At 69.8% G+C, this 23,984-nt stretch carries 15 protein-coding genes; 13 read left to right on the top strand and 2 right to left on the bottom strand.

Features of this window, described 5'->3' with window-relative positions; translation table 11 throughout:
- Positions 1-501: 501 nt before the first annotated feature.
- Entirely contained in the window at positions 502-3,774 is a 3,273-nt protein-coding gene (locus ACZ63F_RS21660) for a GH92 family glycosyl hydrolase (protein WP_469712997.1), read from the top strand.
- 65 nt (positions 3,775-3,839) lie between these two features.
- Here ACZ63F_RS21660 and ACZ63F_RS21655 read toward each other — a convergent pair whose 3' ends face one another.
- Positions 3,840-7,580 (bottom strand): GH92 family glycosyl hydrolase, encoded by a 3,741-nt coding sequence (locus ACZ63F_RS21655; protein WP_469713089.1) that lies wholly within the window; start codon positions 7,578-7,580, stop codon positions 3,840-3,842.
- Positions 7,581-8,004: 424 nt separating this feature from the next.
- Between ACZ63F_RS21655 and ngcE the strand changes: the two genes are divergently transcribed.
- From ngcE to ACZ63F_RS21605, 10 genes are all read left to right on the top strand, one after another.
- Positions 8,005-9,480, top strand: a complete 1,476-nt coding sequence (gene ngcE, locus ACZ63F_RS21650) for an N-acetylglucosamine/diacetylchitobiose ABC transporter substrate-binding protein (protein ID WP_469712995.1) — start codon at positions 8,005-8,007, stop codon at positions 9,478-9,480.
- Between the two features lie 29 nt (positions 9,481-9,509).
- Positions 9,510-10,436 carry a carbohydrate ABC transporter permease gene (locus ACZ63F_RS21645; RefSeq protein WP_469712994.1) on the top strand — a complete coding sequence of 309 codons (927 nt, stop codon included), beginning with the start codon at positions 9,510-9,512 and terminating at the stop codon, positions 10,434-10,436.
- A gap of 4 nt (positions 10,437-10,440) precedes the next feature.
- A complete protein-coding gene (locus ACZ63F_RS21640) occupies positions 10,441-11,340 on the top strand; it encodes a carbohydrate ABC transporter permease (protein ID WP_469712993.1) in 900 nt (299 codons plus the stop codon).
- 349 nt (positions 11,341-11,689) lie between these two features.
- Positions 11,690-12,889 (top strand): ROK family transcriptional regulator, encoded by a 1,200-nt coding sequence (locus ACZ63F_RS21635; protein ID WP_351962568.1) that lies wholly within the window; start codon positions 11,690-11,692, stop codon positions 12,887-12,889.
- Between the two features lie 134 nt (positions 12,890-13,023).
- Positions 13,024-14,115 (top strand): sugar ABC transporter substrate-binding protein, encoded by a 1,092-nt coding sequence (locus ACZ63F_RS21630; protein ID WP_469712991.1) that lies wholly within the window; start codon positions 13,024-13,026, stop codon positions 14,113-14,115.
- A 325-nt stretch (positions 14,116-14,440) separates the two neighbouring features.
- A complete protein-coding gene (locus tag ACZ63F_RS21625) occupies positions 14,441-15,232 on the top strand; it encodes an ATP-binding cassette domain-containing protein (protein ID WP_352359861.1) in 792 nt (263 codons plus the stop codon).
- Complete coding sequence (locus ACZ63F_RS21620; protein ID WP_469712989.1) at positions 15,229-16,581, top strand: sugar ABC transporter permease; 1,353 nt, start codon at positions 15,229-15,231, stop codon at positions 16,579-16,581. The genes ACZ63F_RS21625 and ACZ63F_RS21620 overlap by 4 nt, the downstream gene beginning before the upstream one ends.
- 204 nt (positions 16,582-16,785) lie before the next feature.
- Entirely contained in the window at positions 16,786-18,702 is a 1,917-nt protein-coding gene (gene dxs, locus ACZ63F_RS21615) for a 1-deoxy-D-xylulose-5-phosphate synthase (protein ID WP_469712987.1), read from the top strand.
- A 214-nt stretch (positions 18,703-18,916) separates the two neighbouring features.
- The gene (locus tag ACZ63F_RS21610) at positions 18,917-20,413 is read left to right on the top strand and encodes an amino acid permease (protein WP_469712986.1); all 1,497 of its coding nucleotides are present in this window, start codon (positions 18,917-18,919) and stop codon (positions 20,411-20,413) included.
- A gap of 72 nt (positions 20,414-20,485) precedes the next feature.
- Complete coding sequence (locus ACZ63F_RS21605; protein WP_469712984.1) at positions 20,486-21,934, top strand: ArnT family glycosyltransferase; 1,449 nt, start codon at positions 20,486-20,488, stop codon at positions 21,932-21,934.
- 118 nt (positions 21,935-22,052) lie between these two features.
- Here the strand turns inward: ACZ63F_RS21605 and ACZ63F_RS21600 are convergent, their stop codons facing one another.
- Entirely contained in the window at positions 22,053-22,424 is a 372-nt protein-coding gene (locus ACZ63F_RS21600; protein ID WP_352359853.1) for a PIN domain-containing protein, read from the bottom strand.
- A 64-nt stretch (positions 22,425-22,488) separates the two neighbouring features.
- Between ACZ63F_RS21600 and ACZ63F_RS21595 the strand changes: the two genes are divergently transcribed.
- The gene (locus ACZ63F_RS21595) at positions 22,489-23,505 is read left to right on the top strand and encodes a DUF8189 domain-containing protein (protein WP_469712981.1); all 1,017 of its coding nucleotides are present in this window, start codon (positions 22,489-22,491) and stop codon (positions 23,503-23,505) included.
- A gap of 74 nt (positions 23,506-23,579) precedes the next feature.
- Entirely contained in the window at positions 23,580-23,969 is a 390-nt protein-coding gene (locus ACZ63F_RS21590; protein WP_469712980.1) for a hypothetical protein, read from the top strand.
- Positions 23,970-23,984 lie beyond the last annotated feature (15 nt).

Here is a 23,984-nt window from a genome sequence, read left to right as displayed (position 1 = left end):
TAACGCGCTAGCTTCACGGGGCAGTGGGGTGGGAGCGCTCCCATGTCGACCGGCGGACCGGAACCCTTCGGGCGGTGGGACCGCTTCCGCCCTACGTTCGCTTCCCACATGGCCCGCGCCCGGCCGTCCACCCCGCACGGACGTGTGCGCTCTGCTCTGGGCGGACCCGGTGCCGGTGCGCACCGGGTCCGCGAGCCGGGCAGGCGAGGGGGGTGGGTGGGCCTGCCCGGGGGGAGTTGTTCGTGATGCCTCGTGCGCGTCTGCTGTGCGGCTTGTGTCGGTCCCATGACGGGCGACAACGTTGTCTCATGGTCTGTACATGACTCTACCGCCTCAACCGACAACGATGTCAACCCACTTCGGGTCGCCCGACCGGGTGAACCGGTGCCGTGCCGTCCGCGGCATGCGCGGTCCTCCGTGGTACCGGTGGCGCACGTTACTGTCCCTGCGGCTTGTGCGACCCGTGGTGCGCGACCCGTCCGGAGGAGGAAGGGCCGCGTCATGCGTTTCCGACCCATGTCCCTGCTGCTGGCCGCGGTACTCGCGGCCGGCGGCGCCATCCCCGCCCGCGCGGCGACCGCCGGCGCACCACCCGAACTGGTCAAGGACCCCACGGCGTACGTCGATCCGCTGATCGGCAGCAGGAACGGCGGCAACACCTTCCCGGGCGCCGTCGTGCCGTTCGGCATGCTCTCCTGGAGCCCGGAGAACACCAGAGGCGACGCGACCAGAACGGCCGCCCCGGGCGGCTACCAGTACGACGCCACCCGCATCCGCGGCTTCAGCCTCACCCACATGTCCGGCACCGGCTGCGCGGGCGGCAGCGGCGACATCCCGTTCCTCCCGTACGCCGGCGAGGTCACCTCCTCCCCGGCGAGTGACACCAAGGACGCCGTCTACGCCTCGGACTTCAGCCACGCCGACGAGACCGCCGAGCCGGGTCACTACAAGGTGGGCCTCGCCTCCGGCGTCACCGCCGACCTCACCGCGACCGCCCGCACCGGCTCGGCCCAGTTCACCTACCCGGCCGGAAAGCCCGCCTCCCTGCTGATCCGCACCGCCAACTCCGAGGTGGGATCGGCCGATTCGACGGTCACCATCGACCCGGAGGCCCGCACCGTCTCCGGCTCGGTCACCTCCGGCGACTTCTGCGGCTACCTCGACCCCGAGGGCCAACGCTCCTACTACACCCTGTACTTCACCGCCCACTTCGACCGCGCCTTCACCGCCACCGGCACCTGGCAGGACGGCACCCTCAGCCCCGGCTCGACGACCACGTCCGGCGGCACCGGCGGTTTCTCCGCGAACGGCGGGCGACCGGTCGCCGGCAAGGGGGCCGGCGGATACGTCCAGTTCGCGCCAGGCCCGGGTCCGGTGAACGTCAAGGTCGGCATCTCGTACGTCAGTCCTGCCGCCGCCGCGGCGAACCTGCGGGCCGAGAACCCGCCGGGACGCTCCTTCGACGCCGTCCGCGACGCGGCCCACCGCGCCTGGCGGGACCGCCTCGACGCCATCCGCGTCGGCGGCGGCACGGACGCCGACCGCACCACCTTCTACACCGCCCTCTACCACTCCCTCTTCCACCCGAACGTCATCAGCGACGCCGACGGCCGCTACCGGGGCGGCGACGGCAAGGTGCACCGGGTCGCCCGCGGCCACCGGGCGCAGTACGGCACCTTCTCCGGCTGGGACGTCTACCGCGACCAGGTCCAGCTGCTGACCCTCCTGGACCCGCGCACCGGCTCGGACATCGCCCAGTCGCTCTACGAGCTCGCACGGCAGAACGGCGGGGTCTGGGACCGCTGGCTGCACGGCGCGAGCGGCACCCACGTCATGAACGGCGACCCGGCACCGACCGCCCTCGCCGGCATCCGGGCCTTCGGCGGCACCGACTTCGACCTGAAGGGCGCGCTGGCCTCGCTGGTGAAGGCGGCGACGGTCCCGACCGCCCAGGACCTGTCCCCGGCCGGCAAACCGGTGCTGTCGACAGGCCAACGGCCGTCCTTGGACAAGTACGTGGACCGCCACTACATGCCGTCCGTGTCGAACGCCTGGGGCGGCGCCGCCGAGACCCTGGAGATGTCCACGGCCGACTTCTCCCTCTCCCAGCTCGCCACGGCCGCGGGGGAGAAGGGGACGGCGGCGGCCTTCGCCGACCGTTCCCAGTGGTGGCAGAACACCTTCGACATCGCCGCCGACACCACCGGCGGCTACATCGCCAACCGCAAGGCGGACGGCAGCCGGGTCACCGGCTTCACCCCGGGCACCGGCAACGGGTTCGTCGAGGGCACCGCCGCCCAGTACACCTGGATGGTCCAGCACAACCCGGCCGGGCTCTTCGCCGCGATGGGCGGCACCGACAAGGCGCTCGCCCGTCTCGACGCCTTCTTCCACAACAGCGACGGCAGCTGGGCCCTCACCGGCAGCGGCGGCGACAAGTCCGAGCTGGACAACGAGCCCTCGCTCAACGTGCCCTACCTGTACGACTACGCCGGAGCGCCCTGGCGGACCCAGGAGACCGTCCGCGCGGCGATGACACAGCTCTGGTCGACACAGCCCGGCGGCATCCCCGGCAACGACGATCTCGGCGCGATGTCCTCCTGGTACGTCTTCTCGGCGCTGGGCATGTACCCGCAGGTCCCGTCCCGCGCCGAACTCGTCCTCGCCTCCCCCCTGTTCGAGCGCGTGGAGATCGACCGCGCGGGCGGCAACGACATCTCGGTCCACGCGGCCGGAGCGGCGAGCGACGCCCCGTACGTCCAGTCCCTGAAGGTCAACGGCCGTACCAGTGACCGGCCTTGGCTCGACGGCTCCTTCGTCCGCAACGGCGGCCGCCTCGACTACACCCTCGCCACGACCCCGAACCGCACCTGGGGCGCCGGCAACCCGCCCCCGTCCTTCCGCCAGGGCGAGCAGCCGTACCAGATCGGGGTCGGTCCGACGACGGCCACGATCGCGCCCGGCGACAGCACGGCGCTCACCGTCCGCGCCCTGTCCCTGTCCGGCGGCACCGGTCCCGAGGTGCGCTTCCGCGTCGAGACACCGGACGGCGTCACGGCCACCCCCGCGGAGGGAACGGTCACCGGCGGTTCCCGGCAGATCGCTCTCGCCACCACCGCGGGCACCCCGCAGGGCTACTACGACGCGAAGGTCACCGTCACCTCGGCCGGCTCCTCCTACGTCCAGCCGGTCGCCCTCACCGTCGCCGCGCCCGGCACCCTCCTCGCCGCCTGCTCCAACACCGGCATCTCGGACGACTTCGGCGACCACGACGAGGCCGACTTCGACGGCGGCGGCTGGAGCTACTCCCGCCAGGCCCTCGCGGCGGCCGGCCTCACGCCGGGCACCCAGGGCACGGTCGACGGCCTCGCCTACACCTGGCCGAACGCACCGGCAGGCCGCCCCGACAACGCGACCGCCACCGGGCAGACCATCCAACTCCCCACCCCTGCCGCCACGCTGTCCTTCCTCGGCAGCGCCACCAACGGCAACCAGTCCGCCCAGGCGACCGTCACCTACACCGACGGCACCACGGGCACCGTCGACCTCGCCTTCACCGACTGGACCGTCGGCGGCGGAGGCGGCACCGTCCAGTACGGCAACGAGATCGTCGCGAGAACCGCCTATCGCAACGTCTCCGGCGCCGACAAGGACCCGGTGGCCACCTACGTCTTCGCGACCAGGCCCTTCACGGCCCCGGCCGGCAAGGCCGTCAAGACCGTCCGCCTGCCCGGGAACAGCGACCTGCACGTGTTCACCCTCGCCACCGGCTGACCGGCCTGCGACAGAGGGGGCGGGCCCGGACGGGCCCGCCCCCTCTTCGTGCCGTCGTCGTCGGCTCAGGCCAGCAACTCCACCTCCGCCAGCGTGGACTCACCGGTCAGGACGAGGCGGTAGTGGCTGTACGCGCCGGGCTTCTGGATGGTGAACGCCCGGGTCTGCAGGTTCCAGTCGAAGGATTCCCCGGAACGCTTGTCCAGGGTCTGCCAGTTGCTGCCGTCCGTCGAGGCCTGGAGGGTCCAGCCGGTCGGAGCCTTCGTGTGGTCCGACGGTGAGGTGAGGGTGTACTGGACGCCCTTGGCCGACCCGGTCACCGGGAGGTCCACCGAGGTCACCGTCTCCTCGGTCGCCGAGGTGTTGTCGAACAGGGAGCCGTCGGCCTTCAGGACGTCCGCGCGCGGGGTCGGGACCTTGTCGTCCTTGGTGATGGAGACCGGGGCGGCGTCCTTGCCGGTGCCCCAGTTCGACGGCTTCGGGCCCATCGTGAAGTCGATGACCCCGCCCTGGGAGAGGAGGGAGTGGGGGAGTGAAGTCGACGTCCAGGTACTGCCGTTGACGCGGACATTCTGCACGTAGACGTTCTTCGCGCTGTTCTGCGGGGCCTTGATCACCAGGTCGTGGCCGTTCTCGAGGTGGACCGTCGCCTTCTTGAACAGCGGGGAGCCGATCGTGTAGTCGCCGCTGCCCATCACCAGCGGATAGAAGCCGAGGGCCGAGAAGAGGTACCAGGCCGACTGCTCGCCGTTGTCCTCGTCGCCGTGGTAGCCCTGGCCGATCTCGCTGCCGAGGTAGAGCCGGGAGAGCGCCTGCCGGACGTAGGCCTGCGCCTTCCAGGGCTGCCCGGCCGCGTCGTACATGTAGATGACGTGGTGGGCGACCTGGTTGGAGTGGCCGTACATGCCCATCCGGACGTCCCGGGCCTCGGTCATCTCGTGGATGACCCCGCCGTAGGAGCCGACGAAGTCGGGGGAGGCCGTCTCGGGCGTCGCGAAGAACTCGTCGAGCTTGTCGGCGAGGCCGGACCGGCCGCCGTACAGGTTGGCGAGACCCCGGCTGTCCTGCGGGGCGGTGAAGGCGTAGCCCCAGCCGTTGGTCTCGGTGTAGTCGTAGCCCCACACGCGCGGGTCGTACGACGCCGAGTCCACCCGCCAGTCCCCCTGGGCGTCCCTGCCCTGGAAGAAGCCGGCCTTCGAGTCGAAGAGGTCCACGTAGTCCTGGGCGCGGTTGAGGAAGTAGTCCGACTCCTCCTTGTAGCGCTTCTCGCCCGTCTTCCTGTACAGCGCCTTGCCCATCTCGGCGATGCCGTAGTCGTTGACGTACCCCTCCATGGCCCAGGACAGTCCCTCGCGGGTGTCGTCGCTGGTGTAGCCGAGGAACGGGGAGGTGGACATGCCCTTGCGGCCGACGCCGGAGGAGGGCGGTACGACCGTCGCGTTCTTCAGGGCCGCCTCGTACGCCGCCTTCGCGTCGAACTTCACGCCCTTGACGTAGGCGTCCGCGAACGCCACGTCCGAGGAAGTGCCGGTCATCAGGTCGGCGTAGCCGGGGGAGGACCAGCGGGAGGTCCAGCCGCCGTCCTTGTACTGCTGCACGAATCCGTCGACCATCTCACCGGCCTGACGGGGTGTCAGGAGGGAGTAGGCCGGCCACGTCGTGCGGTACGTGTCCCAGAAGCCGTTGTTGACGTACACCTTGCCGTCCACGATCTTCGCGCCGGTGTGCGTCGGGGTGTCCTGGCTGGTCATGGGCGAGAAGGGGGAGGCGTACTGGTACGTGGAACCGACCTTCTCGAAGCCGGAGTTCGGGTACAGGTACAGCCGGTACATGCTGGAGTAGAGCGTGGTCAGCTGGTCGGCCGTGGCGCCCTCCACCTCCACCTTGCCGAGCAGCCTGTCCCAGACCTTCTGGGCCTGTGCCTTCACCGTGTCGAAGGAGGTGCCGTCCGGGATCTCCTGGCGCAGGTTGTCCCTGGCCTGGTCGATGCTGATCAGGGACGTGGCCAGCCGGAGCGTGACGGTGTGGTCGGCGCCCGCGTCGAAGCGCAGGTAGCCCTTGACCCCGCTCGAGTCGCCGCCCGTGACGGGCCTGTCGAAGACGCCGTAGACGAAGAGCCGGGTCGCGCCGGTCGACAGGCCCGACTTGACGTCGGAATAGCCGGTGACGATCCCGTGCTCCTTGTCGAGGGTCAGGCCCGCCTGCTCGGTCACGTTGTCGAAGATCACGCTCGCGTCGTCGCCCGGGTACGTGAAGCGCAGCGCGGCCGCGTGGTCGGTGGGCGTTATCTCGGCCTTCAGCCCGTTCTCGAACCTGACGCCGTAGTAGTAGGGCCGCGCGGTCTCGTTCTCGTGCCGGAAGGCGAGTGCGCGGGCCTCCCGGCCGGTGTCCGGGGTGCCGGCGGCGGACGGCATCATCTGGAAGGTCTGCCGGTCGCCCATCCAGGGGCTCGGCTCATGGCTCGCGCTGAACGCCTGGATCGTCGGCAGGTTGGCGTCGTTGTTCGCGTGCGCGTACTCGTACAGCCAGCTCTCCGAGGACGCGTTGGTCACCGGCGTCCAGAAGTTGAAGCCGTGCGGCAGGGCCGTCGCCGGGAAGTTGTTGCCGCGCGAGAAGCTGCCGCTGGAGTTGGTGCCGCGGGTGGTCAGCGCGTAGTCGGACAGGTGCGCCTTCGGCTTCTCGGGGGCCACCGGCTTCAGGGACACGTCGTCGATCCAGCCGCGGAACTTCGCCGGGCCGGCGGGGGAGTCGTAGCCCACCAGGATCCGGTCGACCGTCTTGCCGGCCGCCACCGAACCGATCACCGACGAGATGTCGTTCCACTGGTTGACGTACAGCGCCTTCGACGCGCCCTGCCCGCGCGGCGAGAGCGCGAACCCGTGCTGGTCGACGGCCCCGAGGTCGCTCAGGTAGGTGCCGTCCGTGAAGGCCAGGTCCACCGCCACGTTGGTGGCGTCGTAGTCGAGGTCGCCGTCGGCCATCGAGGGGAAGATCCGGTACCCGAGCCGCGTGTCCCGGCCGACCTTCACGTTCACGTCGAAGACCTTGTTGTACGAGTACGCCCGGCCGGCCGACGTGTGCCGTCCCGCGTAGCGCAGGGCGTGCGTTCCGGTGAACCCGGCCCGCGCCTTCGCCGTCGGCGACCCGGTCGGGCCCTTGTCGACCAGCGAGAGCATGTCCTGGGGCACTGGACCGCCGCTGCCGCCCGTGGAGAACTGGACGTCGGCGAGCTGGAGGATGTCCGGGGCGCCGTTGTTCTTCGTGACGTCGAGCCGGAAGTGCTGGTACTCGGCCGGTGCGGAGAGGTCGTACGACCTGGTCTGGAACCGTTCCGTGAAGGCCTCGCCGGTCCGGGTGTCGACGGTCTTCCAGTCCTTGCCGTCCGTCGAGCCCTGGAGGGTCCAGTCAGCGGGGTCGCGCTCGGCGTAGTCGTTCGCCGAGGTGAGGGCGTAGGTCACCAGCTTGACCGGCTTGTCGAAGTCGAACTCGGCCCAGCCGGTGGGCTGGAAGGTGAGCCACTTGGTGCCGGACTCGCCGTCGACGAGGTTCTCCTTGACCTCGCCCGCCCCGGTGTTCTCGCCGCTCGCCCGCACGTCGGTCACGTGGTCGGTGACGTTGCCGGGGATGCCGGTGCTGTAGCCGCCGTCCACCCCGGAGGCGCGCGGGGCGCCGCTCGGGTCGGTGTCCACGGTGTCGGACCAGTCCGGTGACGGATCGCCAGACTCGAACGAGGATGCGAACTGCGTAGCGGCGGCCGGTGTCTTCGCCGGCAGCGCCACCGCTGCTCCCTGGGAGCCCAGGGTCATGACTACGGCGGCCGCGATCACGACCGCCGTACCAGATTCGTGCCCTGTTCTTCGCTGCGTTCTCCGCTGCATCACAACGGGTACCCTCCCTGCCACATGAGACAACGTTGTCAGCTGCGTGGCGCAGGAACCAGTAGGTGGTCAAGTGACCCGTGATGTCAAGGGCGTTGGGTGCGGCATTCAGGGGTGTATGTCGGCTCTTTTTCCGTCAAGGCGTACAGAGATCGCTCATATTTCCGACAGGTCTCAACTAGGAAAAGACCCATCGGCAACCCTGCATTCGATCTTGCCTCGCTGACGGGAAGTGGACTATACCTGTCGGCGTTTCCCGCATGACTTCCTGCACGACCCAGCACTACCCGACCGCGGTGCCGGGGAGGATCCGGTTCACCGCCTGAGTCCTGGAGAAGGCGAGGACTTGAGCATGGGATCCACGTCCGCAGCGCACCCCGGTTCCGATTCCGCGGCGACCCCCGGTTCCGAGGGTGTCGGCCGCCGCGATCTGATCAAGCGGTCCGCCGCACTCGGCCTGATTTCGGTCCCCACCGTCGGATTCCTCTCCGCCTGCGCCAGCAGTGGCGGCGGCGGCCAGTCCAAGGACAAGGCCGGCAAGAAGACGTCCAAGAACCCGCTGGGCGTCAACGACACCGCGCAGATGGAATTCGTCCTCTTCGACGGCGGTTTCGGCAAGGAGTACGCCGAGGACGCGGTGAAGATCTACGAGAAGGACTTCCCGAAGGCCAAGGTCAAGTTCTCCGCCACCCAGAAGATCCAGTCCACGCTCCAGCCGCGCTTCAACCAGGGCACCCCGCCCGACCTCATCGACAACTCCGGCGCCGAGCAGATGGACATGGGCGTGCTGGTCGGCAAGAAGCAGCTGGCCGACCTCACCCCGCTGCTCGACGCCCCGTCGTACGACGACCCGAACAAGAAGGTCCGCGACACCCTGCGCCCCGGCATCGTCGAGATGGGCCAGTTCGACGGCGACCCGGTCTGGATCATGTACTACGCCTACACGGTCTACGGCGTCTGGTACTCGCAGAAGGCCCTGGACTCGCTCGACGCGGAGTACCCGCAGACCTGGGACCAGATGATCGCCGTCTGCGAGAAGGCCAAGAAGAAGGGCATGGCCGGCTGGACCTACGCCGGCAAGTACCCGTACTACATCCCCTTCTCGCTCTACCCGATGATCGGCAAGGTCGGCGGCGTCGAGGTCCTGAACGCGATCGACAACCTGGAGCCGAACGCCTGGAAACACCCGGCCGTCAAGGCGTGTTTCGAGGCCTACTACGAGCTCTACAAGAAGGGCTACATCCTCAAGGGCACGCCCGGCCTCGACCACATCCAGTCGCAGACCGCCTGGGCGCAGGGCAAGGCCCTGTTCATCCCGAACGGCTCCTGGGTGGAGAACGAGTCGGCGAACGTCATCCCCTCCGACTTCAACCTCGCCGTCTCCGCGCCCACCGGCATCGACAAGAACGACAAGATGCCGTTCGGCACCATCTGGGCCTCCGGCGGCGAGCCCTTCATCGTCCCGGCCAAGGCCGCCAACGCCCAAGGCGGCATGGAGCAGCTGCGCATCATGCTCAGCGAGGCGTCCTCCAAGAACTTCACGACGAAGGTGAAGTCGCTGACCGCGTACAACGGCGGCACCGACGGCATCAGCCTCACGCCGGGCCTCACCTCCGGGGTGGCGGCGCTCAAGCTGGCCGGTTCGAACGTGGTCAACCCGCGGCTCCAGGACTGGTACGTGCAGCTCCAGAAGGAGAAGATCGGGGTCGCCGGTCTCGGCGAGATGATGGCCGGCCGGCTCACTCCGGCGGAGGCCGTCAAGAAGATCCAGGGCTTCGCCGACGAGGCCGCCAAGGACACCTCGATCAAGCACTACAAGCACCAGTAACCAGAAACCGTCTCGGCACCGGAGTGGCGATGCAGCACGGCAAGTACCGGTTCATCGTGGGGTTTCTCGCGTTGCCCCTCGGACTGTACGCGCTCTTCGTGGTGTGGCCGTTCATCCAGTCCATCTACTACTCGTTCACGGACTGGACCGGCCTGAGCCCCGAGTTCAAGATGGTCGGCCTGGACAATTACCGGAGGATGCTGCACGACGACGTCTTCTGGAAGTCCTTGCGGCACAGCTTGATGTTCGCGGTCGTGCTGCCGCTGGTGACGATCAGCCTGGCGCTGTTCTTCGCCTTCATGATCAATGTGGGCGGCCGGAGAAGGAGGGGCGGCCCGGTCATCTCCGGGGTGCGGGGCTCCTCCTTCTACAAGATCGTCTACTTCTTTCCGCAGGTGCTGTCGATCGCGATCGTCTCGCTGCTCTTCGCCTTCGCCTACAACCCCGACAGCGGCGCGATCAATTCACTGCTCAGGGGAATTGGTCTGGACAATATCCAGCCGCTCTGGCTGGGCGACCCGAGCCTCGCCCTGTGGTGCGTGATGGCCGTACTGGTCTGGTCCACGGTCGGCTTCTTCGTGGTCCTCTTCTCGGCCGGCATGGCGTCCATCCCCATGGACCTCTACGAGGCCGCCCTGCTCGACGGCGCCGGCCGCGCCACCACCTTCTTCCGCATCACGCTGCCGCTGCTGTGGGACACCGTGCAGTCCGGCTGGGTCTACATGGGCATCCTCGCGCTCGGCGCCGAGTCGTTCGCAGTCGTACAGATCATGACGACAGGGCCGGGCGGCCCCGACTACTCGACGACCGTGATGGTCCTGTACGTGTACCAGAAGGCGTTCCGGGACGGTCAGGCCGCCTACGCCACCACCATCGGCGTCGCCCTGCTGGTCGTCACGCTCGCCTTCGCGGCGGTCGTGATGCGGCTGGGCCGTCGCGAGCGGCTGGAGTACTGAAGCGATGACGACGACCGAGACCGACGTCACTGTCACCGGGACCGAGCCCGCCGCGGCCAAGCCGCCCCGGCCCAGGCGCGAGGGCGGGGTCCTCAACGTCTTCTCCCACGGCATCCTGGTCATCTGGGCGGTCATGGTGGTCACGCCGCTGCTGTGGGCGGTGATGACCTCCTTCAAGGACGACCGGTCCATCTTCACCTCGCCCTGGGCGCTCCCGGACCGGCTGCACTTCGAGAACTGGGCGCGGGCCTGGACCGACGCCAACATGAGCGACTACTTCCTGAACACCGTCCTGGTGGTCGGCGGCTCGCTCATCGGCACCCTGGTCCTCGGCTCGATGGCCGCCTACGTCCTGGCCCGCTTCGACTTCCCGGGCAACCGCTTCATCTACTACCTCTTCATCGGCGGCATGAGCTTCCCGATCATGCTCGCGCTGGTCCCGCTGTTCTACGTCGTGAACAACCTGGGCCTGCTGAACACGATCCACGGCCTGATCCTGGTCTACATCGCGTACTCGCTGCCGTTCACGGTCTTCTTCCTCACGGCGTTCTTCCGCACGCTGCCCACCTCCGTGGCCGAGGCGGCCTTCGTCGACGGTGCCTCGCACACCCGTACGTTCTTCCAGATCATGCTGCCGATGGCCAAGCCCGGCCTGATCAGCGTCGGGATCTTCAACTTCCTCGGCCAGTGGAACCAGTACATGCTCCCGACGGTCCTCAACACGGACCCGGACAAACACGTCCTCACCCAGGGCCTGGTCCAGCTGGCCGTCAGCCAGGGCTACAAGGGCGACTGGTCCGGCCTCTTCGCCGGCCTGGTGATGGCGATGCTCCCGGTCCTCGCGGCCTACATCGTCTTCCAGCGCCAGGTGGTGGCGGGTCTGACGGCGGGTGCTCTGAAGTAACCCGAACGTTCGCAACCCGAAAGAAACGCGCCTTAGGAAGGTCCGGTCCCGGCCGCGCCCCGAAGGGGCGCGGGCAACTGCGCGACCAGCCACGACGGCGCCGCACCCGCTCCGCCTCGGTCACCCGCCACCCCCTCTCCCACCTGCTGACCAGTGGCCTAGACATGTCGAAAGCATGACCGTCAGGCAACCCCCGAACCGCCAACGATTTCTGTCAAGGACTTGACGTCGGTAACCCGTTCAGCAGAGCTTGGAGTTCATAACTTGTAAGTGACCCGGTCTCAGTGAGGTGATCTGGGTCACGTTGGCGGCACCGTGGCCGCCTCCGATGGCGGGAGTGGATGGGTCGATGGAGACTCCGGGGTCGCAGTCGTCGCTGCACCGAGCCAACCTGGAACGTGTCGTACGGGCCGTACGTCTGGCCGGATCGCTCACGCAGGCGGAGATCGCGCGCACGACCGGCCTGTCGGCCGCAACGGTCTCCAACATCGTGCGCGAGCTCAAGGACGGCGGAACCGTCGAGGTCACGCCCACGTCGGCGGGCGGCCGCAGGGCCCGCAGCGTGAGCCTGAGCGGTGACGCCGGCATCGTCATAGGCGTCGATTTCGGCCACACCCACCTGCGCGTCGCGATCGGGAACCTCGCCCACCAGGTGCTGGCCGAGGAGTCCGAGCCGCTCGACGTGGACGCGTCGTCCAGCCAGGGCTTCGACAGGGCGGAAGAGCTGGTCAACCGCCTGATCGCGGCGACCGGCGTGGACCGCTCGAAGATCGCCGGCGTGGGTGTCGGCGTCCCCGGCCCGATCGACGTCGAGTCCGGCACCCTCGGCTCCAGCGCCATCCTGCCCGGCTGGATCGGCGCGAGACCCGCGGAGGAGCTCCGGCTCCGCCTCGGCGTCCCCGTGCACGTCGACAACGACGCCAACCTCGGCGCCCTCGGCGAGCTGGTCTGGGGCAGCGGCAAGGGCGTCCGCGACCTCGCGTACATCAAGGTCGCGAGCGGTGTCGGCGCCGGTCTCGTGATCAACGGGAAGATCTACCGGGGCCCCGGCGGCACGGCCGGTGAAATAGGGCACATCACACTCGACGAGTCCGGCCCGGTCTGCCGCTGCGGCAACCGCGGCTGCCTGGAGACCTTCGCGGCGGCCCGGTACGTGCTGCCGCTGCTGCAGCCCGGTCACGGCCCCGACCTGACCATGGAGGGCGTCGTACGGCTGGCCCGCGACGGCGACCCGGGCTGCCGTCGCGTGATCGGCGACGTCGGCCGCCACATCGGCAGCGGGGTGGCCAATCTCTGCAACCTGCTGAACCCGAGCCGGGTGGTCCTCGGCGGCGACCTCGCCGAGGCCGGAGAGCTGGTCCTGGGGCCCATCAGGGAGTCCGTGGGGCGCTACGCGATCCCCAGCGCCGCCCGCCAGCTCTCGGTGCTCCCGGGGGCCCTCGGCGGCCGCGCCGAGGTGCTCGGGGCGCTCGCTCTCGCGCTCAGCGAGATGGGCGATTCGACCCTTCTGGACGGATCCGTACCTGCCGTTGCACCTGCCTTCACTTAGAGAACGCATGGCGCCGTTGCCATCTCGTTAAGTATTTACTTCTTGACGTCGAACTTGCGGCCGAGTTGACTTCGAGCCACCTCGGCCGCAGCGTTGCGGCCCTGTCAGGGAGGCACCCCCAAATGAACGCAACGATGCGTAGAGTCGTGATCGGCACCGCCGCGGTTTCCATGGCGCTGTCCGTCGCCGCCTGTGGCAAGGCCGGCGACAGCAAGAAGAGCGACTCGAGCAGCAGCAGCTCCTCCGGTGGCAAGACCATCGGCCTGCTGCTCCCCGACAGCGTGACCGCGCGCTACGAGAAGTTCGACCACCCGTACTTCGAGGCGCAGGTCAAGTCGCTGTGTGCCGACTGCACGGTCGACTACGCGAACGCCGCCGGTGACGCCGCCAAGCAGGCCCAGCAGGTCAGCACCATGGTGACCAAGGGCGTCAAGGTCATCGTGATCTCGGCCCAGGACTCTGCGGCCATCAAGTCCTCCATCGACGCGGCCGTGGCCAAGGGCGTCAAGGTCGTCGCGTACGACCGCCTCGCGCAGGGCAAGGTCTCGGCGTACGTCTCCTTCGACAACGTCAAGGTCGGCGAGCTCCAGGGCCAGGCCCTGCTCGACGCCCTCGGCTCGAAGGCGACCACCAAGTCGAAGGTCGTCATGATCAACGGTGACGACGCCGACCCGAACGCCGGCCAGTTCAAGCAGGGTGCCCACAAGGCCCTCGACGGCAAGGTCGACATCGCCTACGAGCAGTCCGGCCTGTGGAAGGACACCGTCGCCGCGCAGAAGATGAAGGCGGCCATCACCCAGCTCGGTGCCAAGAACATCGCGGGTGTCTACTCCGCCAACGACGGCATGGCCGGTGGTATCGCCACCACCCTCAAGGGCGCCGGCATCAGCGGCATCCCGCTGACCGGTCAGGACGCGGAGCTCGCGGGCATCCAGCGCATCGTCGCCGGCACCCAGTCCTCCACCGTCTACAAGGCGTTCAAGCCGGAGGCCGACGCCGCCGCCACGATCGCGGTGGACCTGCTGCAGGGCAAGAGCATCTCCTCGCTCGCCACCAGCACGCAGACCAGCGGTTCCGGCGACAAGGTGCCCTCGCAGCTGCTGACCCCGGTGTCGGTCACCAAGGCCAACATCAAGGACACGGTGATCAAGGACGGTCTGTACACCGTCTCGGACATCTGCACCAGCGAGTTCGCCAAGGCCTGCAAGGCCGCCGGCCTGCAGTAGTCCCGCCCTGGAGCCCTGAGGCTCCGGCCGCCAGCGCCCGGGTGGTCGCAGTACGACACCCGGGCCCCGGCCGCCCGACACGCCGGCCCTTCCGCAAGGTGCCCCGGCCGTCCGGCGGTCTCGCGAAACCCCTCCGACGCCCGCTCCGGCCTTCATACCCCGCTGCCGGAGCGGGCGTCGGACGGACCCGTTGCCAAGCGCAGCGGATTCGCGCATGTTCATCTTGTAAACCGCGTGCGATCCCCGACGACAGTCCGGGGTACCGCACGACCCTCCGCGCCTGATCACCAAGCGCGGCATCCCCGCCGGTCAGGCGGCGAAGGAGATGGTTCACGTGTCCGCTACGCCCGTGCTGGCGTTGCGCGGAGTCTCCAAGCGATTCGGTGCGGTCCAGGCCCTCACCGAAGTCGACCTGGAGGTCCACGCCGGAGAAGTGGTCGCCCTGGTGGGCGACAACGGCGCAGGAAAGTCGACCCTGGTCAAGACGATCGCGGGTGTGCACCCCATCGATGAGGGCGTCATCGAGTGGGAGGGCAACTCCGTCAGCATCAACAAGCCGCACGACGCCCAGGGACTGGGTGTCGCGACGGTCTACCAGGACCTCGCGCTCTGCGACAACCTCGACGTGGTGGGGAACCTCTTCCTCGGCCGTGAGCTGCTGCACCGCGGCGTCATCGACGAGGTCACGATGGAGAAGCAGGCCCGCGAGCTGCTGAGCACGCTCTCCATCCGCATCCCCAGCGTGCGCATCCCGATCGCCAGCCTCTCCGGCGGTCAGCGTCAGGTCGTGGCCATCGCCCGCGCCCTGATCGGCGACCCCAAGGTCGTCATCCTCGACGAGCCCACCGCCGCCCTCGGTGTCGAGCAGACCGCGCAGGTCCTCGACCTGGTCGAGCGGCTGCGCGAGCGCAACCTCGCGGTCATCCTCATCAGCCACAACATGGCCGACGTCAAGGCGGTCGCGGACACCGTCGCCGTGCTGCGTCTGGGCAAGAACAACGGTTTCTTCCCCGTGAAGAGCACCAGCCAGGAAGAGATCATCGCCGCGATCACGGGTGCCACGGACAACGCCGTGACCCGTCGTTCCGAGCGACGCACCACGGAGGCGGCAAAGTGAGCGAGACGTCGAACAAGACCGTGAAGGGCGACGAGTCGCCCGAGCTCGGCAAGACCGAGGCGGCGGCCCCGGCCCCCACCACGGTCGCCCCCGCCGACGACCCGACGGCCGCGCCCGTCACGGTCGTCGACCCGCGGCTGCTGGTCCGTGAAGAGGGCTTCAAGGGCTACCTCACGGAGTTCACCCGCCGGGTGAAGGGCGGCGAGCTGGGCTCGCTGCCGGTGGTCGTCGGTCTGATCATCATCTGGACCATCTTCCAGGTGAAGAACAGCCTGTTCCTCAGCGCGGACAACCTCTCCAACATCAGCTACTTCCTCTCGGCCACCGGCATGCTCGCCATCGGCCTGGTGTTCGTGCTGCTGCTCGGCGAGATCGACCTGTCCGTCGGCTCGGTGAGCGGTCTGGCCTCCACCGTGTTCGCCGTCTTCGTGGTCAACCACGGAATGAACCAATGGCTGGCCCTGATCCTCACGATCATCACGGGCATCGGCATCGGTGCGCTGCACGGCTGGTTCTTCGCCAAGATCGGCGTACCCGCGTTCGTGGTCACCCTGGCCGGCTTCCTCGGCTGGAACGGTCTGATGCTGTGGCTGCTGGGCTCCAGCGGCACGATCAACATCCCGGCCGACAGCGGCCCGGTGAACCTCCTCGGCCAGAGCTCCTTCTTCATGGACCAGGCCATCATCGGCGCCTACCTGCTGGCCGGCCTCGGCGTCGTGCTCTCGGCCCTCGGCCAGTTCAACGAGCAGCGCCGGCGCCGTGCGGCGGGTGTGCCGTTCCGGCCCACCAGCGAGATCCTGATCCGCGTCATCCTGCTCGCGGTCGCGTCCTTCGCGGCGGCGGCGGTGCTGAACAACGCGGCCGGTGTCTCCAACGCGCTGGTGATCTTCCTGGCGTCGCTGGTCATCGTCGACTTCGTGCTGCGCCGTACCACGTACGGCCGCAAGGTCTTCGCGGTCGGCGGCGGCATCGAGGCCGCCCGCCGTGCCGGTATCAGCGTGCCGATGGTCCGCATCACCGTGTTCGCGATCTCCGGCGGCTTCGCGGCGATCGGCGGCATGTTCTTCGCCGGCCAGACGGCGAGCGCGACGCTCAACGCCGGTGGCGGCAACACGCTGATGCTCGCCATCGCGGCGGCCGTCATCGGTGGTACGTCGCTGTTCGGTGGCCGCGGTACCGTCTGGTCCGCGCTCCTGGGCATGCTGGTCATCCAGTCCATCCAGACCGGCCTCGACCTGCTGAACATGAACACCTCGATCCAGTACATGATCACCGGTGGTGTTCTGCTGGGTGCGGTCGTCATCGACTCCGTCTCCCGCAAGAGCCAGAAGGCGGCGGGGCGCGGCTGACGCCGAACGCCAGCGCTCCTAGGTAGGACGTGTGCCCGGTGCCTGGAAGGCACCGGGCACAGTCGTGTCATAGGTGGGGGTCATGATGGGTACAGCCGATCGCGTGACCCATGACCCAAGGGCCGGAGTCGTTCCGCCTGGGCGGAACATTAGACTCGACGAGCCCGGCAACAGCTCGATCAGCTCTACTGCAAGGAGGCACGGGTGCCGCTGCTGACCCGTATCAGGGGACCGCGCGATCTGGACCGGCTCAGCCCCGAGGAGCTGGTCCAGCTGGCAGAGGAGATCCGGAGCTTCCTCGTGGACGCGGTCTCCAAGACCGGCGGACACCTCGGTCCCAACCTGGGCGTGGTCGAGCTCACCATCGCCCTGCACCGCGTCTTCGACTCCCCGAAGGACAAGGTGCTCTGGGACACCGGCCACCAGTCCTACGTGCACAAGCTGCTGACCGGACGCCAGGACTTCTCGAAGCTGAAGCAGAAGGGCGGCCTGTCCGGCTACCCCTCGCAGGCCGAGTCCGAGCACGACGTCATCGAGAACAGCCACGCCTCCACCGTGCTCGGCTGGGCCGACGGCATCGCCAAGGGCAACCAGCTGCTCGAACGCGACAGCCACGTCGTCGCCGTGATCGGTGACGGTGCCCTGACCGGCGGCATGGCCTGGGAGGCGCTGAACAACATCGCCGACGCCAAGGACCGCCCGCTCGTCATCGTCGTCAACGACAACGAGCGTTCCTACGCCCCGACCATCGGCGGCCTCGCCAACCACCTGGCGACCCTGCGCACGACGGACGGCTACGAGCGGTTCCTGGCCCGCGGCAAGGACCTGCTGGAGCGCACCCCGGTCGTCGGCAGGCCGCTCTACGACACCCTGCACGGCGCCAAGAAGGGGCTCAAGGACTTCATCGCCCCGCAGGGCATGTTCGAGGACCTCGGCCTGAAGTACGTCGGCCCGATCGACGGCCACGACATGGAGGCCCTGGAGTCGGCCCTGGCGCGGGCCAAACGGTTCGGCGGCCCGGTCATCGTGCACTGCCTCACCGAGAAGGGCCGCGGCTACCAGCCCGCCCTCCAGGACGAAGCCGACCGCTTCCACGGCATCGGCCCCATCCACCCCGACACCGGTCTGCCGGTCAAGGCCTCCGGCGCCGACTGGACCTCGGTCTTCGGCGACGAGATGGTCGAGCTCGGCAAGGAGCGCGGGGACATCGTCGCCATCACGGCGGCCATGCTCCAGCCGGTCGGCCTGAAGAAGTTCGCGGACACCTTCCCGGACCGCATCTACGACGTCGGCATCGCCGAGCAGCACGGCGCCGTCTCCGCGGCGGGCCTCGCCACGGCCGGCCTGCACCCGGTCTTCGCCGTGTACGCCACCTTCCTCAACCGTGCCTTCGACCAGGTACTGATGGACGTGGCCCTGCACAAGTGCGGGGTGACCTTCGTCCTGGACCGGGCCGGTGTCACCGGCACCGACGGCGCCTCCCACAACGGCATGTGGGACATGTCGATCCTCCAGGTCGTCCCCGGCCTCAGGCTCGCCGCCCCGCGCGACGCCGACCAGGTCCGCGCCCAGCTCCGCGAGGCCGTCCAGGTCGACGACGCCCCGACGGTCGTCCGCTTCTCCAAGGGCGCGGTCGGCCCCGCCGTCGCCGCCGTCGGCAGGGTCGGCGGCATGGACGTGCTGCGCGAGCCCGGCACCGACACCCCGGACGTGCTCCTGGTCTCCGTGGGCGCCCTCGCCCCCATGTGCCTGGAGATCGCCGGCCTCCTGGACAAGCAGGGCATCTCGACGACCGTGGTCGACCCGCGCTGGGTCAAGCCGGTCGACGAGGCCATGGCCCCGCTGGCCGAGCGCCACCGGGTCGTCGTCACGGTCGAGGACAACAGCCGCGTCGGCGGCGTCGGCTCCACCATCGCCCAGGCCCTGCGCGACGCGGGCGTCGACGTCCCGCTCCGCGACTTCGGCATCCCGCCCCGCTTCCTCGACCACGCGTCGAGGGCCGAGGTGATGACGGAGATCGGCCTGACCGCCCCGGACATCGCCCGCCAGGTCACCGGATTGGTCGCGAAGCTGGACGGCACGACGACGGAGGTCGACTCCGTGGAGCCCGCGAGGGACTGAGCTGCAACGCGCCCTGAAGGGGCGCGGGGAACTGCGCGACCAGCCCCCACCGGCCGGCAGACCCCGACGAGACACGAACCACCCCGACGGGTCGGTCCCGCTCACCTCTCCGGTGGCGAGACCGACCCGTCTGCGTGAACCTGCCCTTGCCGGGGCATACGCACCCCCGGCCCTCTCGATCATGTCGAGGACGACAAACGTGGGAGGTAGGCACGTGGGCAGTACCCTCTTCAGGACCAAGAACGTCGAACAGTCCCTCAAGGACACCGAGGAACCGGAGCACGCGCTAAAGAAGTCGCTCTCGGCCCTGGACCTCACGGTCTTCGGCGTGGGTGTCATCATCGGCACCGGCATCTTCGTCCTGACCGGCACAGCCGCCAGGAACACCGCAGGCCCCGCGGTGGCCCTGTCCTTCGTCGTGGCCGGCGTCGTCTGCGGCCTCGCCGCACTCTGCTACGCCGAGTTCGCCTCGACCGTCCCGGTGGCCGGCTCCGCGTACACCTTCTCGTACGCCTCCCTCGGCGAGTTCCCCGCGTGGATCATCGGCTGGGACCTGGTCCTCGAACTCGCGCTGGGCACGGCGGTGGTCGCCGTCGGCTGGTCGGGGTACATCCACTCGCTGCTCGACAACGCCGGCTGGCACCTGCCGGAGTACCTCAGCGGCCGCGACGGCGCCCACGGCTTCGGCTTCGACATCCTGGCGGCCGCCCTGGTCCTCGCCCTCACCGGGATCCTCGTCGTCGGCATGAAGCTCTCCGCCCGGGTCACCTCGGTCGTCGTCGCCATCAAGGTGGCCGTCGTCCTGGTCGTCATCATCGCGGGCGCCTTCTTCATCCACAGCGGCAACTACAGCCCCTTCATCCCGCCGAAGGAGGCCGTGCCGGCCGGCGGCAACCTCAAGGCCCCGCTGATCCAGCTCATGATCGGCTGGGCGCCCTCCAACTTCGGTGTGATGGGCATCTTCACCGCCGCCTCCGTCGTCTTCTTCGCCTTCATCGGCTTCGACGTCGTCGCCACCGCCGCCGAGGAGACCCGCAACCCCCAGCGCGACGTACCGCGCGGCATCATCGGCTCCCTCATCATCTGCACCGCCCTCTACGTCGCCGTGGCCGTCGTGGTGACCGGCATGCAGAAGTACAGCCGGCTGTCCGTGGACGCCCCGCTCGCCGACGCCTTCAAGGCCACCGGGCACCCCTGGTTCGCCGGCCTGATCAGCTTCGGCGCCGCCGTCGGCCTGACCACCGTCTGCATGATCCTGCTGCTCGGCCAGTCCCGGGTGTTCTTCGCGATGAGCCGGGACGGCCTGCTGCCCCGTTTCTTCTCGCACACCCACCCGAGGTTCCGCACCCCGTACCGGCCGACCATCCTGCTCGGTGTCGTCATCGCGATCGTCGCGGGGTTCACCAGTCTCAGCGAACTCGCCGAACTCGTGAACATCGGCACGCTCTTCGCCTTCATCGTCGTCGCGATCAGCGTGATCATCCTGCGCAACACCCGGCCGGACCTGGAGCGGTCCTTCCGCACCCCCTGGGTGCCGGTGCTGCCGGTCCTGTCCGTGCTGGCCTCGCTGTGGCTGATGCTCAACCTGCCCGCCGAGACCTGGCTGCGGTTCGCCGTCTGGATGGTCATCGGCTTCGCCGTCTACTTCCTCTACGGCCGTACGCACAGCCGCCTCGCCCAGGCCGGACAGGCCCCCGCCGACGCTCCGTGACCGGCAGTCTCGCCACCCCGGCCCCGTATGTCCCGTCCTGATGGGACTGCGGGGCCGGATAGCGTGCTCCCCATGCTTCTCGCGCCCCACGCCCCGCCACGGTCCGTAGTCGCAGGGAAGGGGTACTGGACGCGGCTGCTGCCCCTGCTCGCCGTGCTGGCCTGCGTGACCCGGGTGCCGTCCTTCCTCCGGCCGCTCTGGAACCCGGACGAGGGCTATCTGGCCGTCCAGGCACGCATGCTGGCGGGCGGCGGGCAGCTCTACGCGACGGTGGTGGACCGCAAGCCGCCGCTGCTGCCATGGCTGTACGAGGGGACGTTCGCGGTCTTCGGGTCCGGGTCGCTCACCCCGGTCCGGATCCTCGCCGTACTGGCCCAGCTGGCCACCGCGGCCCTGCTCGCGTCCCTCGCCCGGCGGCGCTGGGGCGACCGCGCGGGCCGCACCGCCGGGGCGCTGTACCTGCTGGTCTCGGTCGGGCTCAACCCCGAGGACGCGCAGGCGGCCACCTTCGAGGTGTTCATGCTGCCCTGCACGGCCGCCGCGATGTGGTGCGCCGACCGGCGCCGCTTTGCGGCGGCCGGGGCGGCCGTCGCCTGTGCCTTCCTCACCAAGCAGACCGGCGGGGCCGTCCTGCTGCCGGTGCTCTATCTCCTCAACCGGTACGGCGGCCCGCGGGCCGGCCTGCTCCGGCTGGCGGCCGGCGCCGCCGTGCCCGTGCTGGGCGCGGCCCTGGCCACCGACCCGGCAGGCTTCGCCTTCTGGACGGTCACCGGATCCGGCGCCTACGCCTCCTTCACCGGCTCCGAACTCCACGTGCTGGCACGAGCGCTGACGAACACCGCGATCCTCGGCGCGGCCTCGGCCGGCCTGCTCCCGCCGATCGCCCGGACCCTGCGCATCGCTCGCACCGGCGCCGCCGACCTGTGGCTGTGGCTGGCCGCGTCGGCCGTCGCGGTCACCCTCGGCTTCCACTTCTTCGGCCACTACTTCCTGCAACTCACCCCGCCCCTCGCCCTGTTGGCCACGTCCGCGCTGCAGGTGCTGCCGCGGGAGCGGACCTCGGCCGCCGTCCTCGCCTCGGCCTGCGCCTGCACCCTCTTCCTGACCTGGGGCGTCCTCGCCCCCCGCCCCGAACTCGCGCACGCGCAGCGGCTGGCGCTCACCCTCGACCGCCGTACCGCGCCCGGCGACCGGGTCCTGGTCTGGGGCATGCACCCGGAGACGTACTGGCTCGCCGACCGCACCCCCGCCACCCGCTACCTCACCGCCGGCCTCCTCACCAACTTCAGCGGCGGCCGGGACGGCCCGCAGGTCGGTGAGAAGTACGCCGTCGCCGGCACCTGGCCCGTCTTCCGCGCGGAACTGGCCGACCGGGCACCGGCCCTGGTGATCGACGACTCCCGCGGCAAGCCCTACGGCCCCGACCGCGTCCCGAGCCTGCGCAGGCTGCTCGCGGCCGGCTACGAGCACGCGGGCGAGGTGGACGGGGCGGTGCTGTACGTGAGAGCGCCGGGGGGATGAGCGCCCTGAAGGGGCGCTGGGGGCACCCCCGGGCGAAGGCTGGGGGAGGAGCTGCGCGACCAGCCACGACGGCGCCGCAGTCGACAGCCGACCTGCCACGGCGCTTCCAGCGGAGCGCCTAGTGCAGCAGCGCGCTCGGCCCGATCACCTCGGCGCCCAACTCGGTCACCCGACTGCGCAGTTCACGGTCGGCGGTGACGACGAGCCGGGGCCGGCCGGGGTCCTCGGCGGCCAGCTCCACGATCCGGTCGTCGCCGCTGCCGGGTGCCGATTCCACCCGTACGCCGGGCACCGACGCCACCCCGCGGGCCGCGCCCTCGACGACGAGCACCAGCTCCACCGGCGTCGGCCGGCCGGGCAGCCCCCGCTCGGCGAGCCGGTCGCGGAGCCGTTCGGCGGCCCCCTTGCGGTCCCGCCACCAGCCGTCCGGCCGCGACCCGACGACGTTGGCGCCGTCGACGATCACCAGCAGGGAAGCTCTGTCTTCCATACCCCAAGCCTCGCACGCCCGGGGCCGCCCCACTGCTCCGAACGGCCCCGCTTAGAGTGAAGCCGTGAACGGCGACTGGCTCCTCCGCGGCCGTGACGGCCGGCTCAGTGTCTATCTGCCGTCCGGCGACGCCGTGCTGTGCCGGGCGGAACGCGGCCCCGGCGCCCCCTGGGGCACGCCCCGGAAAGTGGGCGGCGAGCAACGGCTGCATCCCGGCTTCGCCGTGGGTCAGGGCGTCGACGCGTACGCCCATCTGGTCGCCTGGCGCCCCACCGTCAAGGGCGAGTCGGGGCTCGTCCACTCCACCCACTTCCGGCCGCATCTGGCCGCCCTGGACTGGCAGGCGATCGGCCACCCGAACAGGAAGGGTGGGGTGACCGGGGCCCCGGCCGTCGCCGTGGACGCGGCGGGCCGCGCTCATGTCTTCGTCCGCAACCAGGGGCGCGGGCTGAGCATGGTCGCCCAGAAGGAGAAGGGCGGCTGGGAGCCCTGGCGGGACCTGAAGGGACGGCTGCTCGAGGACGGGCTCGCCGCGGTGACCGGCGAGTCCGGGCGCGTCGAGGTGTACGCGGCCGTGCCCGGCGGGATCGTGTACTGGCGTCAGGAGGCGGCCGGTAAGCCGCCCGTGCAGCTGGAGGCGCTGGAGGCCCCGGTCCGGCCCGGCACCCTCACGGCCCTCGCCACGTCGGCCGAGAGCACCACGCTCTACTACACCGACGAGTCCGGCGATTTGTGCGCCTGGCGCCCGGGCGGCAAGCCGTACGCCCTGCTGCCCTCCGCCGGGCCCGGCCCGGTCGCCGCGGTCCGCTGCGAACTCGACGGATACGACTGCACCCTGCTCGCCCAGCGCTCGGCGAGCGGCCGGGTGGCCTTCGCCGCCTATCCGACCCAGGACGAGCGGGCCGGCGCCTGGTGGACCGAGTCGGGACCGCAGCTCCCGGCCGACGCCCGGGTCGCCCTGACCACCGACGAGGCGGGCCGGGTGACCGCCGCGAGCCTGTCCCCGTCCACCGGCCAGCTCCTCCTCACCGGCCGCAAGGACGAACCGGGGCTGGCGCTCGAGGCCTGGCGGCAGTTCTGAGCCGGGCTCCGGGCCGTTCGCAGCCGGGCCTGCGGGCCCGGAGCCCGAGGCACGGCGGGGGGTGCGCGTGCGCCATGATGACCACCGTGGACAACCAGACACTCATCGACGCCTGGCGGCGTCTGCTCACCGGCTCAGGAAAGTCATGGGTGCTGTTCGCGCACGGCACCTGCGTGGTGCTCGAACACCCCACCGGCGACGTCGCCGAGCTTGCCGTCGGCATTCTTCGCGAGTTCGGCCCCCTGCATGTCGCCACAGCGGCGGGGGACTTCCGTGTGCTCGAACTCAACCAGGGCGAGGGCTGGCTGGTGACGAGCCACCATCCGGACGTCATCACCTTCGTGCCGCGCGACGACCCCGAGGACCCGTCCCACCTGGCCGTCGGCCTCCTGGGCCGCTCCCGCCGCGACCTCGACGGCACGGAACTGAGCGTCGTCCACGTCGAGGCGGCTCCGCCCTCCTGAAGCGGGTGCGACCGG

The sequence above is a fragment of the Streptomyces sp. NPDC104761 genome (assembly GCF_055583445.1).
This window is presented reverse-complemented; position numbering and strand designations above follow the sequence as displayed.

Bases quoted from the DNA above. Each gene is read 5' to 3' on its own strand.
- ACZ63F_RS21630 (WP_469712991.1), top strand. From the start codon at position 13,024: ATGCGTAGAGTCGTGATCGGCACCGCCGCGGTTTCCATGGCGCTGTCC.
- ACZ63F_RS21605 (WP_469712984.1), top strand. From the start codon at position 20,486: ATGCTTCTCGCGCCCCACGCCCCGCCACGGTCCGTAGTCGCAGGGAAG.
- ACZ63F_RS21655 (WP_469713089.1), bottom strand. From the start codon at position 7,580: ATGACCCTGGGCTCCCAGGGAGCAGCGGTGGCGCTGCCGGCGAAGACA.
- ACZ63F_RS21590 (WP_469712980.1), top strand. From the start codon at position 23,580: ATGATGACCACCGTGGACAACCAGACACTCATCGACGCCTGGCGGCGT.
- ACZ63F_RS21645 (WP_469712994.1), top strand. From the start codon at position 9,510: ATGCAGCACGGCAAGTACCGGTTCATCGTGGGGTTTCTCGCGTTGCCC.
- ngcE (WP_469712995.1), top strand. From the start codon at position 8,005: ATGGGATCCACGTCCGCAGCGCACCCCGGTTCCGATTCCGCGGCGACC.
- ACZ63F_RS21640 (WP_469712993.1), top strand. From the start codon at position 10,441: ATGACGACGACCGAGACCGACGTCACTGTCACCGGGACCGAGCCCGCC.
- ACZ63F_RS21635 (WP_351962568.1), top strand. From the start codon at position 11,690: ATGGAGACTCCGGGGTCGCAGTCGTCGCTGCACCGAGCCAACCTGGAA.
- ACZ63F_RS21625 (WP_352359861.1), top strand. From the start codon at position 14,441: ATGGTTCACGTGTCCGCTACGCCCGTGCTGGCGTTGCGCGGAGTCTCC.
- ACZ63F_RS21600 (WP_352359853.1), bottom strand. From the start codon at position 22,424: ATGGAAGACAGAGCTTCCCTGCTGGTGATCGTCGACGGCGCCAACGTC.
- ACZ63F_RS21660 (WP_469712997.1), top strand. From the start codon at position 502: ATGCGTTTCCGACCCATGTCCCTGCTGCTGGCCGCGGTACTCGCGGCC.